General features: G+C 66.9%; 13 protein-coding genes, 1 pseudogene and 1 riboswitch. Of the genes and pseudogenes, 8 read left to right on the top strand and 6 right to left on the bottom strand.

What is annotated here, in order from left to right; translation table 11 throughout:
- A pseudogene (cdrA, locus tag HMPREF2581_RS07990) lies at positions 1 to 3,112 on the bottom strand (two-partner secretion system adhesin CdrA); the annotation flags it as partial.
- A 320-nt stretch (positions 3,113 to 3,432) separates the two neighbouring features.
- On the opposite strand from cdrA, the gene HMPREF2581_RS07985 reads away from it, so the two are divergent.
- The 5 genes from HMPREF2581_RS07985 (at position 3,433) to HMPREF2581_RS07965 (ending at position 8,561) form a co-directional block, all read left to right on the top strand.
- Complete coding sequence (locus tag HMPREF2581_RS07985; protein ID WP_003094919.1) at positions 3,433 to 4,404, top strand: 2-hydroxyacid dehydrogenase; 972 nt, start codon at positions 3,433 to 3,435, stop codon at positions 4,402 to 4,404.
- Positions 4,405 to 4,513: 109 nt separating this feature from the next.
- On the top strand, positions 4,514 to 5,512 hold the full coding sequence (locus tag HMPREF2581_RS07980) for a class I SAM-dependent methyltransferase (protein ID WP_003141607.1): 999 nt from the start codon (positions 4,514 to 4,516) through the stop codon (positions 5,510 to 5,512).
- A 94-nt stretch (positions 5,513 to 5,606) separates the two neighbouring features.
- The gene (locus HMPREF2581_RS07975; protein ID WP_003114709.1) at positions 5,607 to 7,070 is read left to right on the top strand and encodes an amino acid permease; all 1,464 of its coding nucleotides are present in this window, start codon (positions 5,607 to 5,609) and stop codon (positions 7,068 to 7,070) included.
- Positions 7,071 to 7,208: 138 nt separating this feature from the next.
- Positions 7,209 to 7,332: riboswitch (yybP-ykoY riboswitch) on the top strand.
- Positions 7,333 to 7,422: 90 nt separating this feature from the next.
- Positions 7,423 to 8,001: a TMEM165/GDT1 family protein gene (locus HMPREF2581_RS07970; protein WP_003094926.1), complete on the top strand. Its 579-nt coding sequence runs from the start codon at positions 7,423 to 7,425 to the stop codon at positions 7,999 to 8,001.
- A 116-nt stretch (positions 8,002 to 8,117) separates the two neighbouring features.
- Positions 8,118 to 8,561 (top strand): nuclear transport factor 2 family protein, encoded by a 444-nt coding sequence (locus HMPREF2581_RS07965; RefSeq protein WP_003094928.1) that lies wholly within the window; start codon positions 8,118 to 8,120, stop codon positions 8,559 to 8,561.
- Positions 8,562 to 8,570: 9 nt separating this feature from the next.
- On the opposite strand, the gene HMPREF2581_RS07960 is transcribed toward HMPREF2581_RS07965, so the two are convergent.
- A complete protein-coding gene (locus tag HMPREF2581_RS07960; RefSeq protein WP_003121034.1) occupies positions 8,571 to 9,596 on the bottom strand; it encodes an NAD-dependent epimerase/dehydratase family protein in 1,026 nt (341 codons plus the stop codon).
- A 143-nt stretch (positions 9,597 to 9,739) separates the two neighbouring features.
- Complete coding sequence (locus HMPREF2581_RS07955; protein ID WP_003094932.1) at positions 9,740 to 10,561, bottom strand: M48 family metallopeptidase; 822 nt, start codon at positions 10,559 to 10,561, stop codon at positions 9,740 to 9,742.
- Positions 10,562 to 10,723: 162 nt separating this feature from the next.
- On the opposite strand from HMPREF2581_RS07955, the gene HMPREF2581_RS07950 reads away from it, so the two are divergent.
- A complete protein-coding gene (locus HMPREF2581_RS07950) occupies positions 10,724 to 12,862 on the top strand; it encodes a methyl-accepting chemotaxis protein (protein ID WP_003141610.1) in 2,139 nt (712 codons plus the stop codon).
- Between the two features lie 2 nt (positions 12,863 to 12,864).
- Here HMPREF2581_RS07950 and HMPREF2581_RS07945 read toward each other — a convergent pair whose 3' ends face one another.
- Entirely contained in the window at positions 12,865 to 13,479 is a 615-nt protein-coding gene (locus HMPREF2581_RS07945; RefSeq protein WP_003141612.1) for an SOS response-associated peptidase, read from the bottom strand.
- Between the two features lie 425 nt (positions 13,480 to 13,904).
- Here HMPREF2581_RS07945 and HMPREF2581_RS07940 point away from each other — a divergent pair, with 425 nt between their 5' ends.
- Positions 13,905 to 14,609: an MgtC/SapB family protein gene (locus HMPREF2581_RS07940; RefSeq protein WP_003094941.1), complete on the top strand. Its 705-nt coding sequence runs from the start codon at positions 13,905 to 13,907 to the stop codon at positions 14,607 to 14,609.
- 12 nt (positions 14,610 to 14,621) lie between these two features.
- Here HMPREF2581_RS07940 and HMPREF2581_RS07935 read toward each other — a convergent pair whose 3' ends face one another.
- Both HMPREF2581_RS07935 and HMPREF2581_RS07930 read right to left on the bottom strand, forming a co-directional pair.
- The gene (locus HMPREF2581_RS07935) at positions 14,622 to 14,885 is read right to left on the bottom strand and encodes a putative signal transducing protein (RefSeq protein ID WP_003094943.1); all 264 of its coding nucleotides are present in this window, start codon (positions 14,883 to 14,885) and stop codon (positions 14,622 to 14,624) included.
- Positions 14,885 to 15,067: a CPXCG motif-containing cysteine-rich protein gene (locus HMPREF2581_RS07930; RefSeq protein WP_003094945.1), complete on the bottom strand. Its 183-nt coding sequence runs from the start codon at positions 15,065 to 15,067 to the stop codon at positions 14,885 to 14,887. Before HMPREF2581_RS07930 ends, HMPREF2581_RS07935 begins: the two co-directional genes overlap by 1 nt.
- Before the next feature lie 96 nt (positions 15,068 to 15,163).
- Between HMPREF2581_RS07930 and HMPREF2581_RS07925 the strand changes: the two genes are divergently transcribed.
- A complete protein-coding gene (locus HMPREF2581_RS07925) occupies positions 15,164 to 16,324 on the top strand; it encodes a 1-acyl-sn-glycerol-3-phosphate acyltransferase (protein WP_003099351.1) in 1,161 nt (386 codons plus the stop codon).
- The last annotated feature ends 93 nt before the right edge of the window (positions 16,325 to 16,417 follow it).

Raw genomic sequence — 16,417 nt, 5'->3', positions numbered from 1 at the left:
CGCCAGCCACGCGGCTCAGGCTGCCGCCGTTGAGGACGGCACCGGCGGTATCGCCGCGCTTGAGACCGGAGACCTGATAGGTCAGCGCCGGATCGAGGTCGCCATAGACCTTGGTCTTGGCATCGGCGATCACGTTCAGTTGCGCCGGAGTGATGCGCAGGTCGTTGCCGACGTAGCTGAGGGTGTAATTGGCCGTGTTGAGGCCCAGCCCGCCCTGAAGTATCCCGTAGTTGCCGACGTTCTCCCCGGCCACCCGGCCGAGGTTGCCGCTCAGCACGCCGGCGGCGGTATCGCTGTTCTTCAGGCCACTGACCTGGTAGGTGAGGGTCGGATCGGCGTCGCCATAGACCTTGGTCTTGGCGTCGGCGCTGACGATCAATTGCGCCGGCGTGACGGTCAGCTTGCCGTCCTGGCGCACCAGTTGGTAACGCTGGCTGAAATACTCGCTGCCATTGGCGTTACCGGTGATCGCGTACTGCCCGACGTTCGACGCCTGGGTCGCCGTGGTGCTGGCGGTCGCCTGGTAGAGGTCGTTGAACTGGCTGTTGACGTAGGCGTCGATGGCGTTGATGCCGGACATCGTGGCCGTCAGAGTCGGATTCACATCACCGTAGACGCGGGTAGCGTCATTGGCGGTCAGGGTGGCGGTCTGCTGGCGGGAAAGGATGTCGCCGGCAGTGGTGGTGGTCTTGAACATCTCCACCTGGGCGCGCTCGGCGAAGCTGTTGAACGCTCCCTCGCGCATGAACAGGTCCAGGCGAGTATCGACGCGGCTGGTCTTGCCGCCGAGGCCGAAGATCAGTTCCTCGGTCAGGCCGGTGCCGACGTCGTACTGCAGTTCGTCGGTCACGCCGATCACGCCGCCGAAGCCCTTGACGCCCCAACTGGTGCCCCAGTTTCCGGTCCAGGTGGTGACGCTGCCGTTGCCGGCGGCGACGGTGAACCCGCTGGGCGCACCGCCGTTCGGGGTGGCGGTGACGTTGCTGCCGTTGACCTGGTAGCGCAGGTTGGTCACCAGGTAGTCCGACGAGTCGTTGGTCGGGAAACTGGCGGAACCGCTGACCCGCCGATAGGGCAGCGCGGTGAACACCAGGCGGTCGAACTCGCTGTTGCCGTCGGCGGTCAGCGTGTAGTTGCCGGTGGTGCCGACGCTGTTGGCCTCGAGAATCCGCGTGCCGACGCTGGAGACGATGTTCTGCGCCGTGCCGGTCATGCTCTGGTTGATGAACGGATCGAACACCGTGCCGCTCGTGGTCACGCCGGTGGCGTTGCTCTGCCGGTACTTGAGCGTACCGTTGAAGGTCTGCAGCGCCAGGTTGCCGGCGTAGTTGTCCCAGGAAGCCAGGTCGATGCTACCGGCGCGGCCGGCGAGGTTGGCGGCGATCAGCGCGGTACCGGCCTGCTGGCTGATCTTGCCGGCGGTGCTGGTCTGCATCCACAGGGTGCCGCTACCCAGGTCGACGATGCCGCTGGTCTGCGGCGTGCCGCCGCTGAGGAAGTTGATGTTGCCGCCGGCGCGGATTGCCAGGCTGCCGTTGCGGAACAGGATCGGCGCAGAGATATCCACCGCACCGGCAGGTCCGGTGGCGATCAGTTCCAGGCCGCGACTGGCGCCGCCCAGGTTGCTGGTGATCAGCGGCGCTTCCACCGACAGCCGGTCGCTGGCGCTGAGGGTCACCTTGCCGCCTGCCAGCGCCCCGGTGACCACCGAGGCATTCACCGTCGCATCGCCGCTGGCGCCGTTGGCGCCCCCCACCGAACCTGAGGTGCCGCCGGAGGCGACGATGCGCAGGGTGGTAGGGTCGAGCAGCCAGGTGCCACCGTTGCCGTAGGGTGCGGCGACGCTGACGTAGGCGCTGTCGGCGATGCTCAGGTTGACCTTGCCGGAGGTCTCCACCAGGCCGCCGTTGCCGCCCTGGGCGCCGCCGCGCGCGAGGATCCGCCCGTCCATGCGGGTATTGCCGTCGGACCAGACCACCGCCAGGCCGCCATTGCCCTTGCCGGTAGCCGAGACGTCGATGCTGGCGCCCTTGGCCAGCGTAGCGTTCTTCGCTCGTGGCAGCTCGCCGCGGCCCTGGAAGTCGCCGCCGATGCGCACGCTGCCGCCCTGCGCGGCGCCGCGGGCGTCGATGCTGGCGGTGCTCGCCAGGGCCACCTGCTGCCCGCTGACCAGCACGTCGCCACCGTTCTTCGGACCGCTGACGTCGATCTTGCCGGCGATCTGGATGTCCCCGGACTTGCTTACCAGCGCCACGCTGCCCTCGCGCACCTCGGTGCCGCGGGCAAGGATCACGCCGGACAGGTTGACCGCGTTGTCGACCACCCGGGAAGCCTGCTCGGCGGTGATCAGCACGCTACCGCCGTCGGCCTGGATCGCGCCGCCGTTGCTGACCAGCGCCTGGGCATCCTGCGGCTTGCGGGTAACCGGGTCGGTCACGGCGATCGACACCAGGCCATCGCCGTAGAGGTCGATGGTCGCGGCATTGCCGGCGGCCATCGCCACGGTGCCGAGGCGGGCGTTGATCACGCCGTTGTTGGCCACGGACGGCGCGACGAAGGCCGCCAGGCCTTTCTCCGCGACGCTGATGCTGCCGTCGTTGACGATCCGCGCGTCGGGGTTTCCGGGCTGGTCGAAGATCAGCTTGCCCTGGCGGAAGTGTTCGTCGCTGATGTTCGCCGTGGTGGTGATCAGGGAGCCCACGTCTACCTTGGCCGAGCCGCTGAAGACCACGCCGTTGGAGTTGTAGATGATCACCTGGCCGGGCGCGGAGATGCGCCCGGCGATCACGCTTTCCTGGCCTGCGGTGACCCGGTTCAGGGTCGACGAGGTCACACCGGGCTGGTTGAAGCGCACCGCCTCGTCGGCGGAGACGTCGAAGCCCTTCCAGTTGATGATCGCGCGCTGGGTGCTCTGGTCGATCAGCGTGGTCTTGCCCTGCTGGCTGATCTTGATCTCGTTGGGGTTGAACTGGGCACCGGTAGGTGCCGCCATGGCCGCGTTGATGCTGGCGATGGCGAACATGAGGGTGCTGCTGGCGGCAAGGACGAAACGCCCTTCCCTACCAGCTTTCGAAGAGGTGCGCTTGCCGCGCTGGCTATCCGGACGGACCATGAAAATCTCCCTATCTGCGTGGCGCACGTCAGTTTTCCAGCACTGCATTTCGTCAGTTAAATGACGAAAATCTGAGAAGCAATTCACATTGCGCCTTGTGTGCCAAAAAAATGCCTTTCAGATCAAAAATTGTCCACTTGAAAGGGCGACCGTTCGTCGGAGTGACTCAAAAATGACACTACGGAGGTTAAATATGTAATACCGTCAAAAAACCGACAATACTTTCGGGATAATCACTGTCAAGAAAACCGGAAGACCTCCCTGGCACGCGGGTTTGCTAGGCTAGGCAGCCCCCGTCCGCTGCCGCCAAGGAACCTTCCATGAGCCATGCCCTGCGCGCCGTTTTCCTCGACCATGCCTCCCTCGACCTCGGCGACCTGGACATGCGCCCCCTGCGCGCCGCCTTCGACGAGCTGCAACTGCATGCCGCCAGCCAACCGCAGGAAGTCGCCGCGCGGCTGCACGGTGCGCGGGTCGCGATCAGCAACAAGGCGCCGATCGACGCGCAATGCATCGCCGCCTGCCCAGAGCTGGAACTGATCCTGGTCAGCGCTACCGGCACCAACAACATCGATCTCGCTGCCGCTCGCGAGCGCGGTATCGTCGTCGCCAACTGCCATGGCTACGGCACGCCCTCGGTAGCCCAGCACACCCTCGCGTTGCTACTGGCCCTGGCTACGCGCCTGCCGGACTACCAGCAGGCGGTACGCAGCGGCCGCTGGCAGCAATCCAGCCAGTTCTGCCTGCTGGACTTCCCCATCGTCGAACTGGAAGGCAAGACCCTCGGCCTGCTCGGCCATGGCGAACTGGGCGGGGCGGTGGCGCGGCTGGCGGAGGCGTTCGGCATGCGCGTGCTGCTCGGTCAGTTGCCAGGACGGCCCGCCCGGGCGGACCGCCTGCCGCTTGGCGAACTCCTGCCACGGGTCGACGCCCTGACCCTGCACTGCCCGCTGACCGAGGACACCCGCGGGATGCTCGGCGCCGCCGAACTGGCGCTGATGAAGCCTGGCGCCTTCCTGGTCAATACCGCCCGTGGCGGCCTGGTCGACGAACAGGCGCTGGCCGACGCCCTGCGCGGCGGCCACCTGGGCGGCGCCGCCACCGACGTGCTCAGCGTCGAGCCGCCGAGAAACGGCAATCCGCTGCTGGCCCCCGACATCCCGCGCCTGATCGTCACCCCCCATAACGCCTGGGGCAGTCGCGAGGCGCGGCAGCGCATCGTCGGCCAACTGGCGGAAAACGCAGAGGCATGGAAGGCCGGGCGCGCCCTGCGGGTAGTCAACGCCGGCTGATACGTCGCTGCGGGCACCGCGCACGGATGAACGGCGATCCTCGCCGACAATCCATGCGGGTATGCCAGGCCCAAGCCTGTTAAGATTTCCCATTTTTTCCGGAGCCCGCATGGACCCTCGCAGTGAAGTGCTGCTGCGCCAGCGCCACCTCTTCGCGACCCCGCTGCTGCTGGCCGGCCTGCCCGCCGACGACCTGCTCGCCGAGCTACCGCAGGCCCAGGGCTGGAGCTGGCACGCCGGCGAGCAGGCGCAGCTGGACGCCCGCTTCCCCGACCGTAGCCGTTTCGACACGCGCGCGCCGACCGGCGCCTGGACTTCGGCCGTTCTGTTCCTGCCCAAGTCCCGCGAACTGACCGACTACCTGCTGGCCAGCCTGGCCGCCCGCCTGCCCGGCGGCGAACTCTTCCTGGTCGGCGAAAAGCGCGGCGGGATCGAGCGCGCGAGCAAGCAGTTGGCCGCCTACGGCAAGCCCCGCAAACTGGATAGCGCGCGGCATTGCCAGCTCTGGCAGGTGCGTATCGAACAGGCGCCGGCCGAGCCCGACCTGCACGCCCTGGCCCAGCGCTACAGCCTGCCGCTGGCCGATGGCGAGCTGCAGGTGGTGAGCCTGCCGGGGGTGTTCAGCCATGGCCGCCTGGATCGCGGCAGCGCGCTGCTGCTGGGGCAACTGCAAGCCCTGCCCGGCGGCCATCTGCTGGACTTCGGCTGCGGTGCCGGCGTACTCGGGGCGGTCCTCAAGCGTCGCTACCCCGCCAGTCGCCTGACTCTGCTCGACGTCGACGCCTTCGCTGTCGAGAGCAGCCGACTGACCCTCGCCGCCAACGGCCTGGACGGCGAAGTGATCGCCGCCGACGGCATCGACGGCGCGCCGCGCGAACTCGCCGCGATCGTCAGCAACCCGCCCTTCCACCAGGGCGTGCACACCGACTACCAGGCCTCCGAGCGCCTGCTGCAACGCGCCGCCGAGCACCTGGCGCCGGGCGGCGAACTGCGCCTGGTCGCCAACAGCTTCCTGAAGTACCCGCCGTTGATCGAACGCCACCTCGGCCCCTGCCGGACACTCGCCGAAGGCGACGGTTTCCGCATCTACTCCGCCCGTCGCTCCTGATTTCTGCCTGGAACCCTGTGAATGAAGCTTTTCCTCTCCCTGCCCGCACGCCCGCAGCCAGCCCCTTCCGTGACCATCCGCCGGGAGGCCGCCGATGACTGACCTGAACACCAGCCAGGGCCAGCAACTGCGGCGGGTGCTCAAGCCGCGCCACCTGAACATGATCGCCATCGGCGGCTCCATCGGCACCGGGCTGTTCGTCGCCTCCGGGGCCACCGTGGCCACCGCCGGGCCCGGCGGTGCGCTGCTTTCCTACGCCCTGATCGGGCTGATGGTGTACTTCCTCATGACCAGTCTCGGCGAGATGGCCGCCTACATGCCCGTTTCCGGCTCGTTCTGCACCTATGGCAGCCGGTTCGTCGAAGATGGCTTCGGTTTCGCCCTCGGCTGGAACTACTGGTACAACTGGGCGGTGACCATTGCCGCGGAACTGGTGGCGGCGCAACTGGTGATGAGTTTCTGGTTCCCCGAGGTGCCGGGCATCTACTGGAGCGCGATCTTCCTGGGCATCATGTTCGGCCTCAACGTGATTTCCGCGCGTGGCTTCGGCGAGAGCGAATTCTGGTTCGCCCTGATCAAGGTAGTCACGGTGGTGATCTTCATCGGCGTCGGCCTGGCGACCATCTTCGGCATCATGCATGGCGTGGAGTCGCCCGGCTTCAGCAACTTCACCATGGGCGACGCGCCCTTCGTCGGCGGCTTCCAGGCAATGGTCGGGGTGGCGATGATCGCCGGCTTCTCGTTCCAGGGCACCGAGTTGATCGGCATCGCCGCCGGTGAATCGGAAAATCCGCGGAAGAACATCCCGATCGCCATTCGCCAGGTGTTCTGGCGCATCCTGATGTTCTACATCCTGGCGATCTTCGTGATCGGCATGCTGATTCCCTACACCGACCCGAACCTGCTGAAGAACGATGCCAGCGACATCAGCGTGTCGCCCTTCACCCTGCTCTTCGAGCGCGCCGGCTTCGCCGCGGCGGCCGGAGTGATGAACGCGGTGATCCTCTCGGCGATCCTCTCCGCCGGCAACTCCGGCATGTACGCCTCGACCCGGATGCTCTACAACCTCGCCCTCGAGGGCAAGGCACCGCGCCTGTTCTCCCGTGTCTCGCGCAGCGGCGTGCCACGCAATGCGCTGTACGCCACTACCCTGGTCGGCGCCCTGTGCTTCCTCACTTCGGCCTTCGGCGACAGCACCGTCTACACATGGCTGCTGAACACCTCGGGCATGTGCGGCTTCATCGCCTGGCTGGGCATCGCCATCTCCCACTATCGCTTCCGCAAGGGCTACCTGGCCCAGGGCGGCCGCCTGGAAGACCTGCCCTACCGGGCCAAGCTGTTCCCCTTCGGCCCGCTGTTCGCCTTCGCCCTGTGCATGGTCATCACCCTCGGGCAGAACTACCAGGCGCTGGTGGGCGAACGCATCGACTGGATCGGCCTCCTCGCCACCTACATCAGCCTGCCGCTGTTCCTGGCGATCTGGCTGGGATACCGCTGGAAGAAGCGCGCGCGCTTCGTTCGCTACCACGAAATGGACGTCAGCCCGACCAATACCTGATTCACCCTGCCGCCCAGCGATTCCTCGCGGATCGCTGCGGATGCCGGCACGTTTCCTTGCGATCAGGCTCCCTCGCCGCCCTCCCGGACGAAAGTTTCCGTCCTGGGCTTGCCCAAGCCGCCCGGCTTGGGCAGAATGCGCCCCGTCCTAGGGGAGTAGTCTCCCGCGAGCGCCGCACCGGCCTCGCCCGGCACGCGTCAACACACTTGGTCCGCAGACCATGGCGCGCGCGACCCAAGCCTGCCCAGACAGGCCAAGGGTTTGACAAGACCTATGACACGCACGATCTGACCCGGGGCGGGCAGATGGCGCGTGTCATGGTGATTGGTCGACCCGCCCCTTAGGAAGCCTGATGGAATCGCTGTTCGTCCCCACCCTGATCGTTGCCCTCGCGGAAATCGGCGACAAGACCCAGTTGCTGGCACTCCTGCTCGCGGCGCGTTTCCGCAAGCCGTGGCCGATCATCGCCGGCATCGTCGCCGCCACCCTGGCCAACCATTTCGCTGCCGGCGCGGTGGGCGCCTGGGTCGCCAGCTTCTTCTCGGAAGCCACCCTCAGCTGGATCCTCGCCGCCTCCTTCATCGCCGTCGCCCTGTGGACGCTGGTACCGGACAAGCTCGACGACGAAGAGTCCGGACTGAAGAAATACGGCCCCTTCCTCACCACCCTGATCGCGTTCTTCCTCGCCGAGATGGGCGACAAGACCCAGGTCGCCACGGTCATGCTGGCCGCCCAGTATCCGCATTTCTGGCTGGTGGTGATCGGCACCACCCTGGGCATGCTGATCGCCAACGTACCGGTGGTACTGATCGGCAACCTGGCCGCCGATAAGCTGCCGCTGACCCTGATCCGCCGCCTGGCCGCGGCCGCCTTCGCCGCACTTGGCCTGTACGCCGCCTGGCACGCCGCGCAATTGACCGGCTGGCTCTGAAGGACTGCGCCGCCGGGCCCGGGATGGCTGGGCGGCCAATGCAAAATGCATAGGAACGGCTACAGTTCAGGCAGGCACCGGATGCCTGCCCCACCACTCGCCCACGAGAGCCGGAGATGCCCTCACACGACCTGAAACGACTCGCCCGCCATCACATCGAGCTGTCCTGGAACAAGGGCCGCATGGCGTTGGTGGAGCAGTTGCACAGCAAGGATTTCCTCTACAAAAGCTCGTTCATCGGCCATCCCCTGGATACCGCCGGCTATATCCGCCTGCTGCAGGACATCCGCACGGCGATGCCGGACCTGGAGGTCGTGGTCGAAGACTGCATCGGCGAGGAACGCAAGGTGTTCACCTGGAGCACGCTGATCGGCACCATCGTCCGGCCGACCCTGGGCTATCCGGCCAGCGACAAGGTGCTGAGCATTTCCGCGATGGGCTTCTGGGTGTTCAACCCGCAGGGCCAGTTGCAGGAGCTGTGCACCATGTTCGACATGGAGAGCTTTCGCGCCCAGCTGGGACTGCAGACCCGACCCTTCGCGGAAAAAGCGCTGCCCTAGCCAACCGTCCTAGGCATTGAAATAGCCGTTGTCGCGGAACCAGTCGATGGCGCGCAGCAGGGTGTCGTCGAGGGCGGTGGTGGAGAAGAAGCCGAGTTCCTCGCGGGCCTTGCGTCCATCGAGGAACTGCCCGCCAGCCATCACCTCGATGGCGGTTTCGTCGAGCAGCGGCAACTGGCCGCTGACCCGGTAGCGCAAGCGGCCCAGGGTGGCCAGCGCGCGAGCCATGGCCATCGACATCGGCTGCGGCGCAGGCTGGCCGAGCAGCTCGGCGATGCGCCGGGTCAGGTCGGCCATTTCCAGGTTGTGCCCGGTCAGCAGGTAGCGCTCGCCGATACGCCCGCGCTCAAGGGCCATCAGCAGGCCGCGCCCGGCTTCGGCGGCATCGATGACGTTACGCTGGCCGGCGACGTAGTGGGTCATCTCGCCATTGCCGATGGCGGTGATCACGCGTCCGGTGGTCGGGCCGATGTCCAGTTCGCCGAGTACCATGCCGGGGATCCCGATCACCACCGGCAGGCCGTTGCGCGCCTGCTCCCGGGCCTGCTCGTCGAGCGCCCATTTGCACAGCACGTAGGAACTCTTGCCGCTCGGCAGGCTGTCGTAGAACAACCCCTCGTGCCCCGGTAGTCCCTGGGGATGCCGGGGCATGGCATATGCCGAACCGACGTAGAGGATGCGCGGCACCCTGGCCTGCAGGCAGGCGGCATAGAACGGGTTGGTCTGGCCCAGCGCGCTGGCCACTTCCTCCTGCCAGCGGCGCGGCCGCGAAGGATAGTAGCCGGCGCTGAAGATCACCCCGTCGAGGCCGCGCAGGGCGCGTTCCAGGCCGGCGTGGTCGAGCATCTCGGCGACCCGGCACTCGGGCTCCAGATAGGCGAGACGCTGGATCTGCGAAGAAGGACGGTGGATCAGCACCAGATCGTGACCGGCGGCCCTGATGGCGCGCGCGGCGTGATGTCCCAGCAGGCCGGTGGCTCCGAGTACGGCGTATTTCACATGAGCTCCAGGGCGTGAGAGTGGCTGTTCGTCCACGGGTCCCGCAAGCGGGTCGGCCAGCAGTCTAGGCCGAACGCCGGCGAGATACCAAACAGCAGGTTACGGAAATACACAACAGGCGTTTCCGATGGTAAGCCTGTCGGCGCGCCGGCCGCCCCCCGCGACCGCGCGCCCTGGCCTCACTTGCCGCGCCTGGCCTGCTGGTACAGCGGCATCACCTTGGGAATCGCGGCCTGGAGATTGGCCATCCGCGAACTGTCGGAGGGGTGGGTGCTGGTGAACTCGGGCTGGCTGGCACCGCCGCTGGCCTTGCCCATCTTCTGCCAGAGGGTGATCGCCGCTTCCGGGTTGTAGCCGGCGCGGGCGGCCAGCTCGAGACCGATCAGGTCGGCTTCGTTCTCGTTGGCACGACTGTTGGGCAGGGTCATCAGGTAGTCGACGCCGGTATTGGCCAGTTGCAGGCTTTCCTGGCCGAGGCCGGCCAGGGCGCCGATCTGGCTGGCCACCTGCACGCCGTAGGCCTTGGACATGGCCTCGCGCCCATGCTCGCGCAGGGCGTGAGCGATCTCGTGGCCCATCACCGCGGCGATCTCGTCGTCGGTGAGCTTCAGCTTGTCGATCAGCCCGGTGTAGAAAATGATCTTGCCGCCGGGACCGCAGTTGGCGTTGAGTTCGTCGCTCTTCACCACGTTGACTTCCCAGTTCCAGCTGGTGGCGTCCGGGCGGAAGGCGGCGGTCTGCGGGATCAGCCGCTGGGCGATCGCCTTGACTCGCCGCGCGTCGGCACTGCTGGTATCGAGCACGCCGGCGCTTTTCGCCTCGCCGAGAGTCTTCTGGTACGACTGGGCGTACATCTGGTCGACTTCCTGGCTGGACAACATGCTGAACATGTATTGCTTGCGGTCGACGCCGACGGCGCCGCCGCTGGTGGTGTTCACTGCCTGGCAACCGGCGAGCAGCAGCGCGCCGGCGAGGGTGGCGAATCGGAAGGGATGAGCCATGGTCCTTTGTTCTCCTCTGAAGGCCGAGCGCATGGTAGGCCGCGCCTCGAGCGCCGGCAACAGCCGTTGGCGAGGAAATCTCCGACGGCCGATTAAGGATTTGCCGTCCTCTTGCCGATAAGCTCCTCAGAGACAATTCCAACAAGGGTCAGAAGTCCCATCATGAAGCTCAAGTCGATCCAGTTTTCTGTCGCCGCCCTCGCCGGCGCCAGCGTTCTAAGCGTCGTCGTGGTGCTGGTGCTGTACGCCCTGTTCGCCGGCGCGCGAACGCAGGAGCTGGTGCAGCAACGCACCCAGGGCCTGTTGGAGAAGGTCATCAACGAGCGCCTGGTGGCCCTGGCCCGCGCCCAGGTCAGCCAGATCCAGCGCGAGCTGGAGTATCCGCTGACGGTGGTCCACGGCCTGGCCAACAGCACCCGCCTGCTCGGCGAGCCGGGCGCCGACGGCATGCCGCAGCTGAACGCCAGCCGCGACGAAATCTCCGCGCTGCTGCGCAGCACCGTACAGAACAACCCCAAGCTGCTCGACACCTTCATGGCCTGGGAAGCCAATGCCTTCGATACCGATGCCGCCTTCGCCGGGCAACCCGGCAAGGGCTACGGCCCGGACGGCCGCTACCTGCCCTGGTGGTATCGCGGCGCCGACGGCAAGCCGATCGTGGAGGCCATGGCCGACAGCATCGATAGCGAAAAGCTGCTGCCCACCGGGGTGCGCGAGAACGAGTTCTACGCCTGTCCGAAAGAGAACAAGCGTCCCTGCATCATCGACCCGGCCCCCTACGAAATGGGCGGCAAGACCGTGATGATGTCGTCCTTCAACGTGCCGATCATGGTCGGCGACCAGTTCCGCGGCGCAGTCGGCGCCGACCTCTCGCTGGCCTTCATCCAGGACCTGCTCAAGCGCGCCGACCAGCAGCTCTACGATGGCGCCGGGGAAATGGCGCTGATCGCCAGCAACGGCCGCCTGGTGGCCTACACCCGCGACGACAGCAAGCTCGGCGAGCCCGCCGGCAGCGTCCTCGACAGCAACGAAGTGGACAACCTGAAGAACCTCACGATCGACCAGCCGCTCTACGACATCGACGCCGAGCACGGCCACATCGAGCTGTTCCTGCCTTTCACCATCGCCGACAGCGGCGTGCGCTGGACCCTCATGCTGCAGATTCCCCAGGCGGCGGTATTCGGCGAACTGCAGCAACTCCAGGGCGAGCTGAGCGACCAGCGCCAGCAGGATATCCTCGGCATGAGCCTGGCCGGCCTGGTGGTAGCGGCCCTCGGCCTGCTGGTGGTCTGGCTGGTCGGCTACGGCATCGCCCGGCCGCTGCGCCAACTGGTCGGCATGCTCGACGACATCGCCCAGGGCGAAGGCGACCTTACCCGCCGCCTGAGCAGCGAGCGCGCCGACGAGCTGGGCTCCATCGCCAAGGGCTTCAACACCTTCCTCGGCAAGCTGCAGAACATGATCGGCCAGGTGGTGCAATCGGTGCAGAAGGTCAGCGACTCCTCGGAGCACACCGCCGACATCGCCATCCGCACCAACCAGGGCGTGCAGCAGCAACTGGCGGAGATCGAACTGGTGGCCACCGCGGTCCACGAGATGACCGCCACCGCCCAGGACGTGGCGCGCAACGCCACCCACGCCGCCGAGGCAGCCAACCACGCGGACCAGGCCGCGCACCAGGGCAAGCAGATCGTCGAAAGCAGCTCGGCGGCGATCCAGGCCCTGGCCAGCGAGATCGGCCGCGCGGTCGGCGTGGTGCAGAACCTGGCCAAGGACAGCGAAAACATCAACGCGATCCTGGTGGCGATCCGCGGTATCGCCGAGCAGACCAACCTGCTCGCCCTCAACGCCGCCATCGAGGCCGCCCGCGCCGGCGAGCAGGGTCGCGGTTTCGCGGTGGTGGCCGACGAGGTACGCAACCTGGCGCAGAAGACCCAGCAGGCCACCGAAGAAATCCAGAGCATGATCCAGCAGTTGCAGCAGGGCACCCGCGACGTGGTGAAGGTCATGCAGGACAGCCAGGACCGCACCGACGACAGCGTGCGCCATGCGCGCCAGGCGGCCGAAGCGCTGGAGTCGATCACCCAGGCGGTATCGGTGATCAACGACATGAACACCCAGATCGCCAGCGCCGCCGAGGAGCAGAGCGCGGTGGCCGAGGACATCAACCGCAACGTCGCCAACATCGGCCAGGTCGCCAACCAGGTGGCCGGCGGCGCCGACGAGGCCTCGCAGGCCAGCGCCGAGCTGACCCGCCTGGCCGAGCAGCAGCGGCGCCTGGTGAATCAGTTCAGGGTCTAGCGTCAGGCCGGGGTCAGGCACTCCGGCCCGTCGGTTTCAGGCTTGTTGACGAAGCCGGCCAGGGCCACGCTGCGCAGGTTCGGCTGGGGCTTGGCGAGCAGGCTGATCAGCGCCGGCAGCGGCGTGTCCGGAGCCAGCCAGGCATCCTGCTCGGCCTCGTCAAGCAGCAGCGGCCGGCGGAACTCGGCGGCCGCCTGGGATACCTGGGCCACGCTGAGCCAGGTCTGTCCCTGCACCGGATAGGCCTCCCAGATGCCGGCGAAGAACAACAGGCGCTCGCCGGTGGAAACCCAGTACGGACGCTTGCGCACCCCGCGCCATTCATAGAAGCCGTTGGCCGGCAGCAGGCAGCGGCGCTGCTGGAACGCCTCGCGGAACATCGGTTGCTCGGCGAGGGTTTCCGCCCGCGCGTGGCTGGGCGTACGCGACAGGTCGGTGAGCCAGGCCGGGGTCAACCCCCAGCGCGCCAGGTCGGCGCGGCGCGCACCGGCGTCCTCGCGAACCATCAGCACCTGGTTCGCCGGAGAAATGTTCCAGTGCGCCCGCCAATCCGCCGGAAAGCCCGGCAGGGCCGCCAGCGACGGATTCCAGCGGAACAGGGCGTAACGACCACTCATGCTTGGCACTGCCTGGTGAGGGAAAGCCGCACAGTGTAACCCGAAGCGCCACACTGGCCTTGCCGAACGCAAGCTGAATGAAACCCAATCTTAACTTGACGCGCCTATCCTCCAGGCTTATGGTGCCGCCCGCATTCTGTAACCCACACAGGAGTCCTGCATTGGACAACAGCCCTAGTCGATTGCGACAGGTCCATCCGGCGAGCTAGTCCAGCAGAACCCTCTGCCACTGCCTCGCCGAACATGGCGGACAGTGGCGATCCGCATCCCGTCCGGGATGACGCATCCCCATTTTCCCTTCGTGTCCCTTCCCTCGCGCCATCCGCGCAGCGGGAAGCCGCGGTCCTGCGCAATCCATCTTCCTTTATCCGCGCGGACCGACGGCCCGCGCCAGCTCCGGCCGTCGGCCGGCAACGAGGTGAAACATGGATTGGAAAGTATTTCTCCTGCGCGTCGCGGTCGCGCTGGTCCTGGGCGCCCTGATCGGCGCCGAACGCCAACTGCGCCAACGCCTCACCGGCCTGCGCACCAACGCGCTGGTCAGCACTGGCGCCTGCCTGTTCGTGCTGATGACCCAGGGCGTGCCCGGCCTGGCCGGCGACGCTTCACGGATCGCCGCCTATGTGGTCTCCGGGATCGGCTTCCTCGGCGGCGGCGTGATCATGCGCGACGGCCTCAACGTGCGCGGCCTGAACACCGCAGCCACCCTCTGGTGCACCGCCGCCATCGGCGTCCTGTGCAGCATGGGCCTGCTGCTGGAGGCCACGCTCGGCAGCCTGGTGGTGCTCTGCGCCAACATCCTGCTGCGCGACATCGCCCAACGCCTGAACCGCCAGGACGTGTTGCCGGCCAGCGAGGCCGAGCAACGCTACGAAGTGCAGATCGTCTGCCGCGCCGAGGACGAGATCCAGGTTCGCAGCCTGATGCTGCACAGCCTCGGCAGCAGCGACCTGCGCCTGCAATCGCTGCACAGCGAGGATCTGGACAACCCGGCCAAGCTGGAAGTCCGCGCCGAACTGCTCGGCACTCCCGAGGCTCCGGCGCAGCTGGAACGCCTGGTCAGCCGGGTCAGCCTGGAGAAGGGCGTCAGCTCGGTGCGCTGGCAGGTCTTCGAACTGGCGGCCGACTGAGTGGCGGCCGCCTCAACACAACAGGCTGCCGGGGCCGCAGGGCTCCGGCGGCTCCTCGGCCAGCGGGGCGGCGGCGTTGTAGGCGAGGATCAGTTCCCGCGCCCGCTCCGTCTGCTCGTCCGCCACCAACAACGCCAGCAGTCCGCCAGGCGGCAGTTCGCCGATGGCGCCGACCAGGTGGCGGCCGCTGACATGGGCGGCGATCCCTTCGCTGGCGAGCATTCCCACCAGCATCTCGGCCTCCAGCAGGTCGGCCGGCTCATATACGCGCTGCATCAGTCATCCTCCCGGCGGACGTTCAGTGACCAGTCCTGCCCATCGGTGCGCAGGTCGAACAGGATCGGCCGGCAGCACACCGGGCAGTCCTCGTAGTACTGCTGGTCGCCGGCACTCAGGTCGAGCAGCGCCTCGGCCGGTTCCCCGCAGTAAGGGCAGCTATAGGCCTGGCTTTCGAGCATCGCTGCACCCCCTATGAGTTCCGTTTATAATCGCGCGGTTCAATTTTCGGCCACCCCCTGGGCGGCCTTCGCAGCATCCATATGGAACCAGAAAGCATGATGGGCGAGTTCGAAGCCATCCGACCCTACAGTGACGCCGAAGTCCCCGCGGTATTGCAACGCCTCCTGAGCGACGACGCCTTCCTCGGCGCCCTGGTCCGCTACCGCTTCCCGCGCCTGGCCGGTCCCCTCGGTTGGCTGCTCAAACCTCTTATAGCCCATCGCCTGGCCCGCGAGGTCACCGGCATCCGCAGCGTCGCCACGCTGCAGGACAAGTTCGAGCCCTACGTCGACCACACCATCGAGAAGGCCACCGATGGCGTCACCTACTCCGGGGTCAATCGCCTCAAGCCAGGCTGCGCCTACCTGTTCATCGCCAACCACCGCGATATCGTGATGGACCCGGCCTTCGTCAACTACGCCGTGTACCACGCCGGCCTGCCGACCCCGCGCATCGCCATCGGCGACAACCTGCTGCAGAAATCCTTCGTCAGCGACCTGATGCGCCTGAACAAGAGCTTCATCGTGCACCGTTCGCTGAGCGGCCGGCGCGAGAAGCTCGCCGCCTACCAGACGCTCTCCGCCTACATCAACCACTCGATCCGCGAGGACCGCCAGTCGGTGTGGATCGCCCAGGCCGAAGGGCGGGCCAAGGACGGCGACGACCGTACCGACTCGGCGATCCTCAAGATGTTCCACATGAGCCGCAAGGACGAACCCTTCGCCGAAATGGTGCGCGCCCTGCATTTCATCCCGGTGTCGATCAGCTACGAATACGACCCCTGCGACCTGGCCAAGGCCCGCGAGTTGCACACCCGCGCCAGCACCGGCGAATACCGCAAGGCGCCGGGCGAGGACGATGCCAGCATCGCCCTGGGCATCACCGGCTACAAGGGCCGCGTGCACATCAACTTCGGCGCCGAACTGGAGGGCGAGTTCAGCGACGCCAAGCAGTTGGCCGCCGAACTGGACCGGCAGATCCTCGGCAACTACCGTCTGTTCCCGGTGCACTACCTGGCCTACGAGATGAGCGAGAACCGCGACCCGGGCCTCGCTGTCCCCACGGCCGAGAGCCTGTTCGGCAGCGAAGAACTGGAGAAGGCGCGCAAGGAATGGAACCGCCGCCTGGAGCAATGCCCGGCCGAGCAGCGCCCCTGGCTGGTGCTGCAATACGCCAACCCGGTACTCAACCAATACCGGATCAAGCAGCAATCCTGAAGACGAAAGCCCGGCGCCGCCGGGCTTCTCCATCGGGCAACGGCTTCGAACCCGCAGACGGTTATCCGCGTGCGGTTCGGCTCGCCGAGGCAG

It is taken from the genome of Pseudomonas sp. HMSC057H01 (assembly GCF_001836405.1).
Lineage (GTDB): Bacteria > Pseudomonadota > Gammaproteobacteria > Pseudomonadales > Pseudomonadaceae > Pseudomonas > Pseudomonas aeruginosa.
This window is presented reverse-complemented; position numbering and strand designations above follow the sequence as displayed.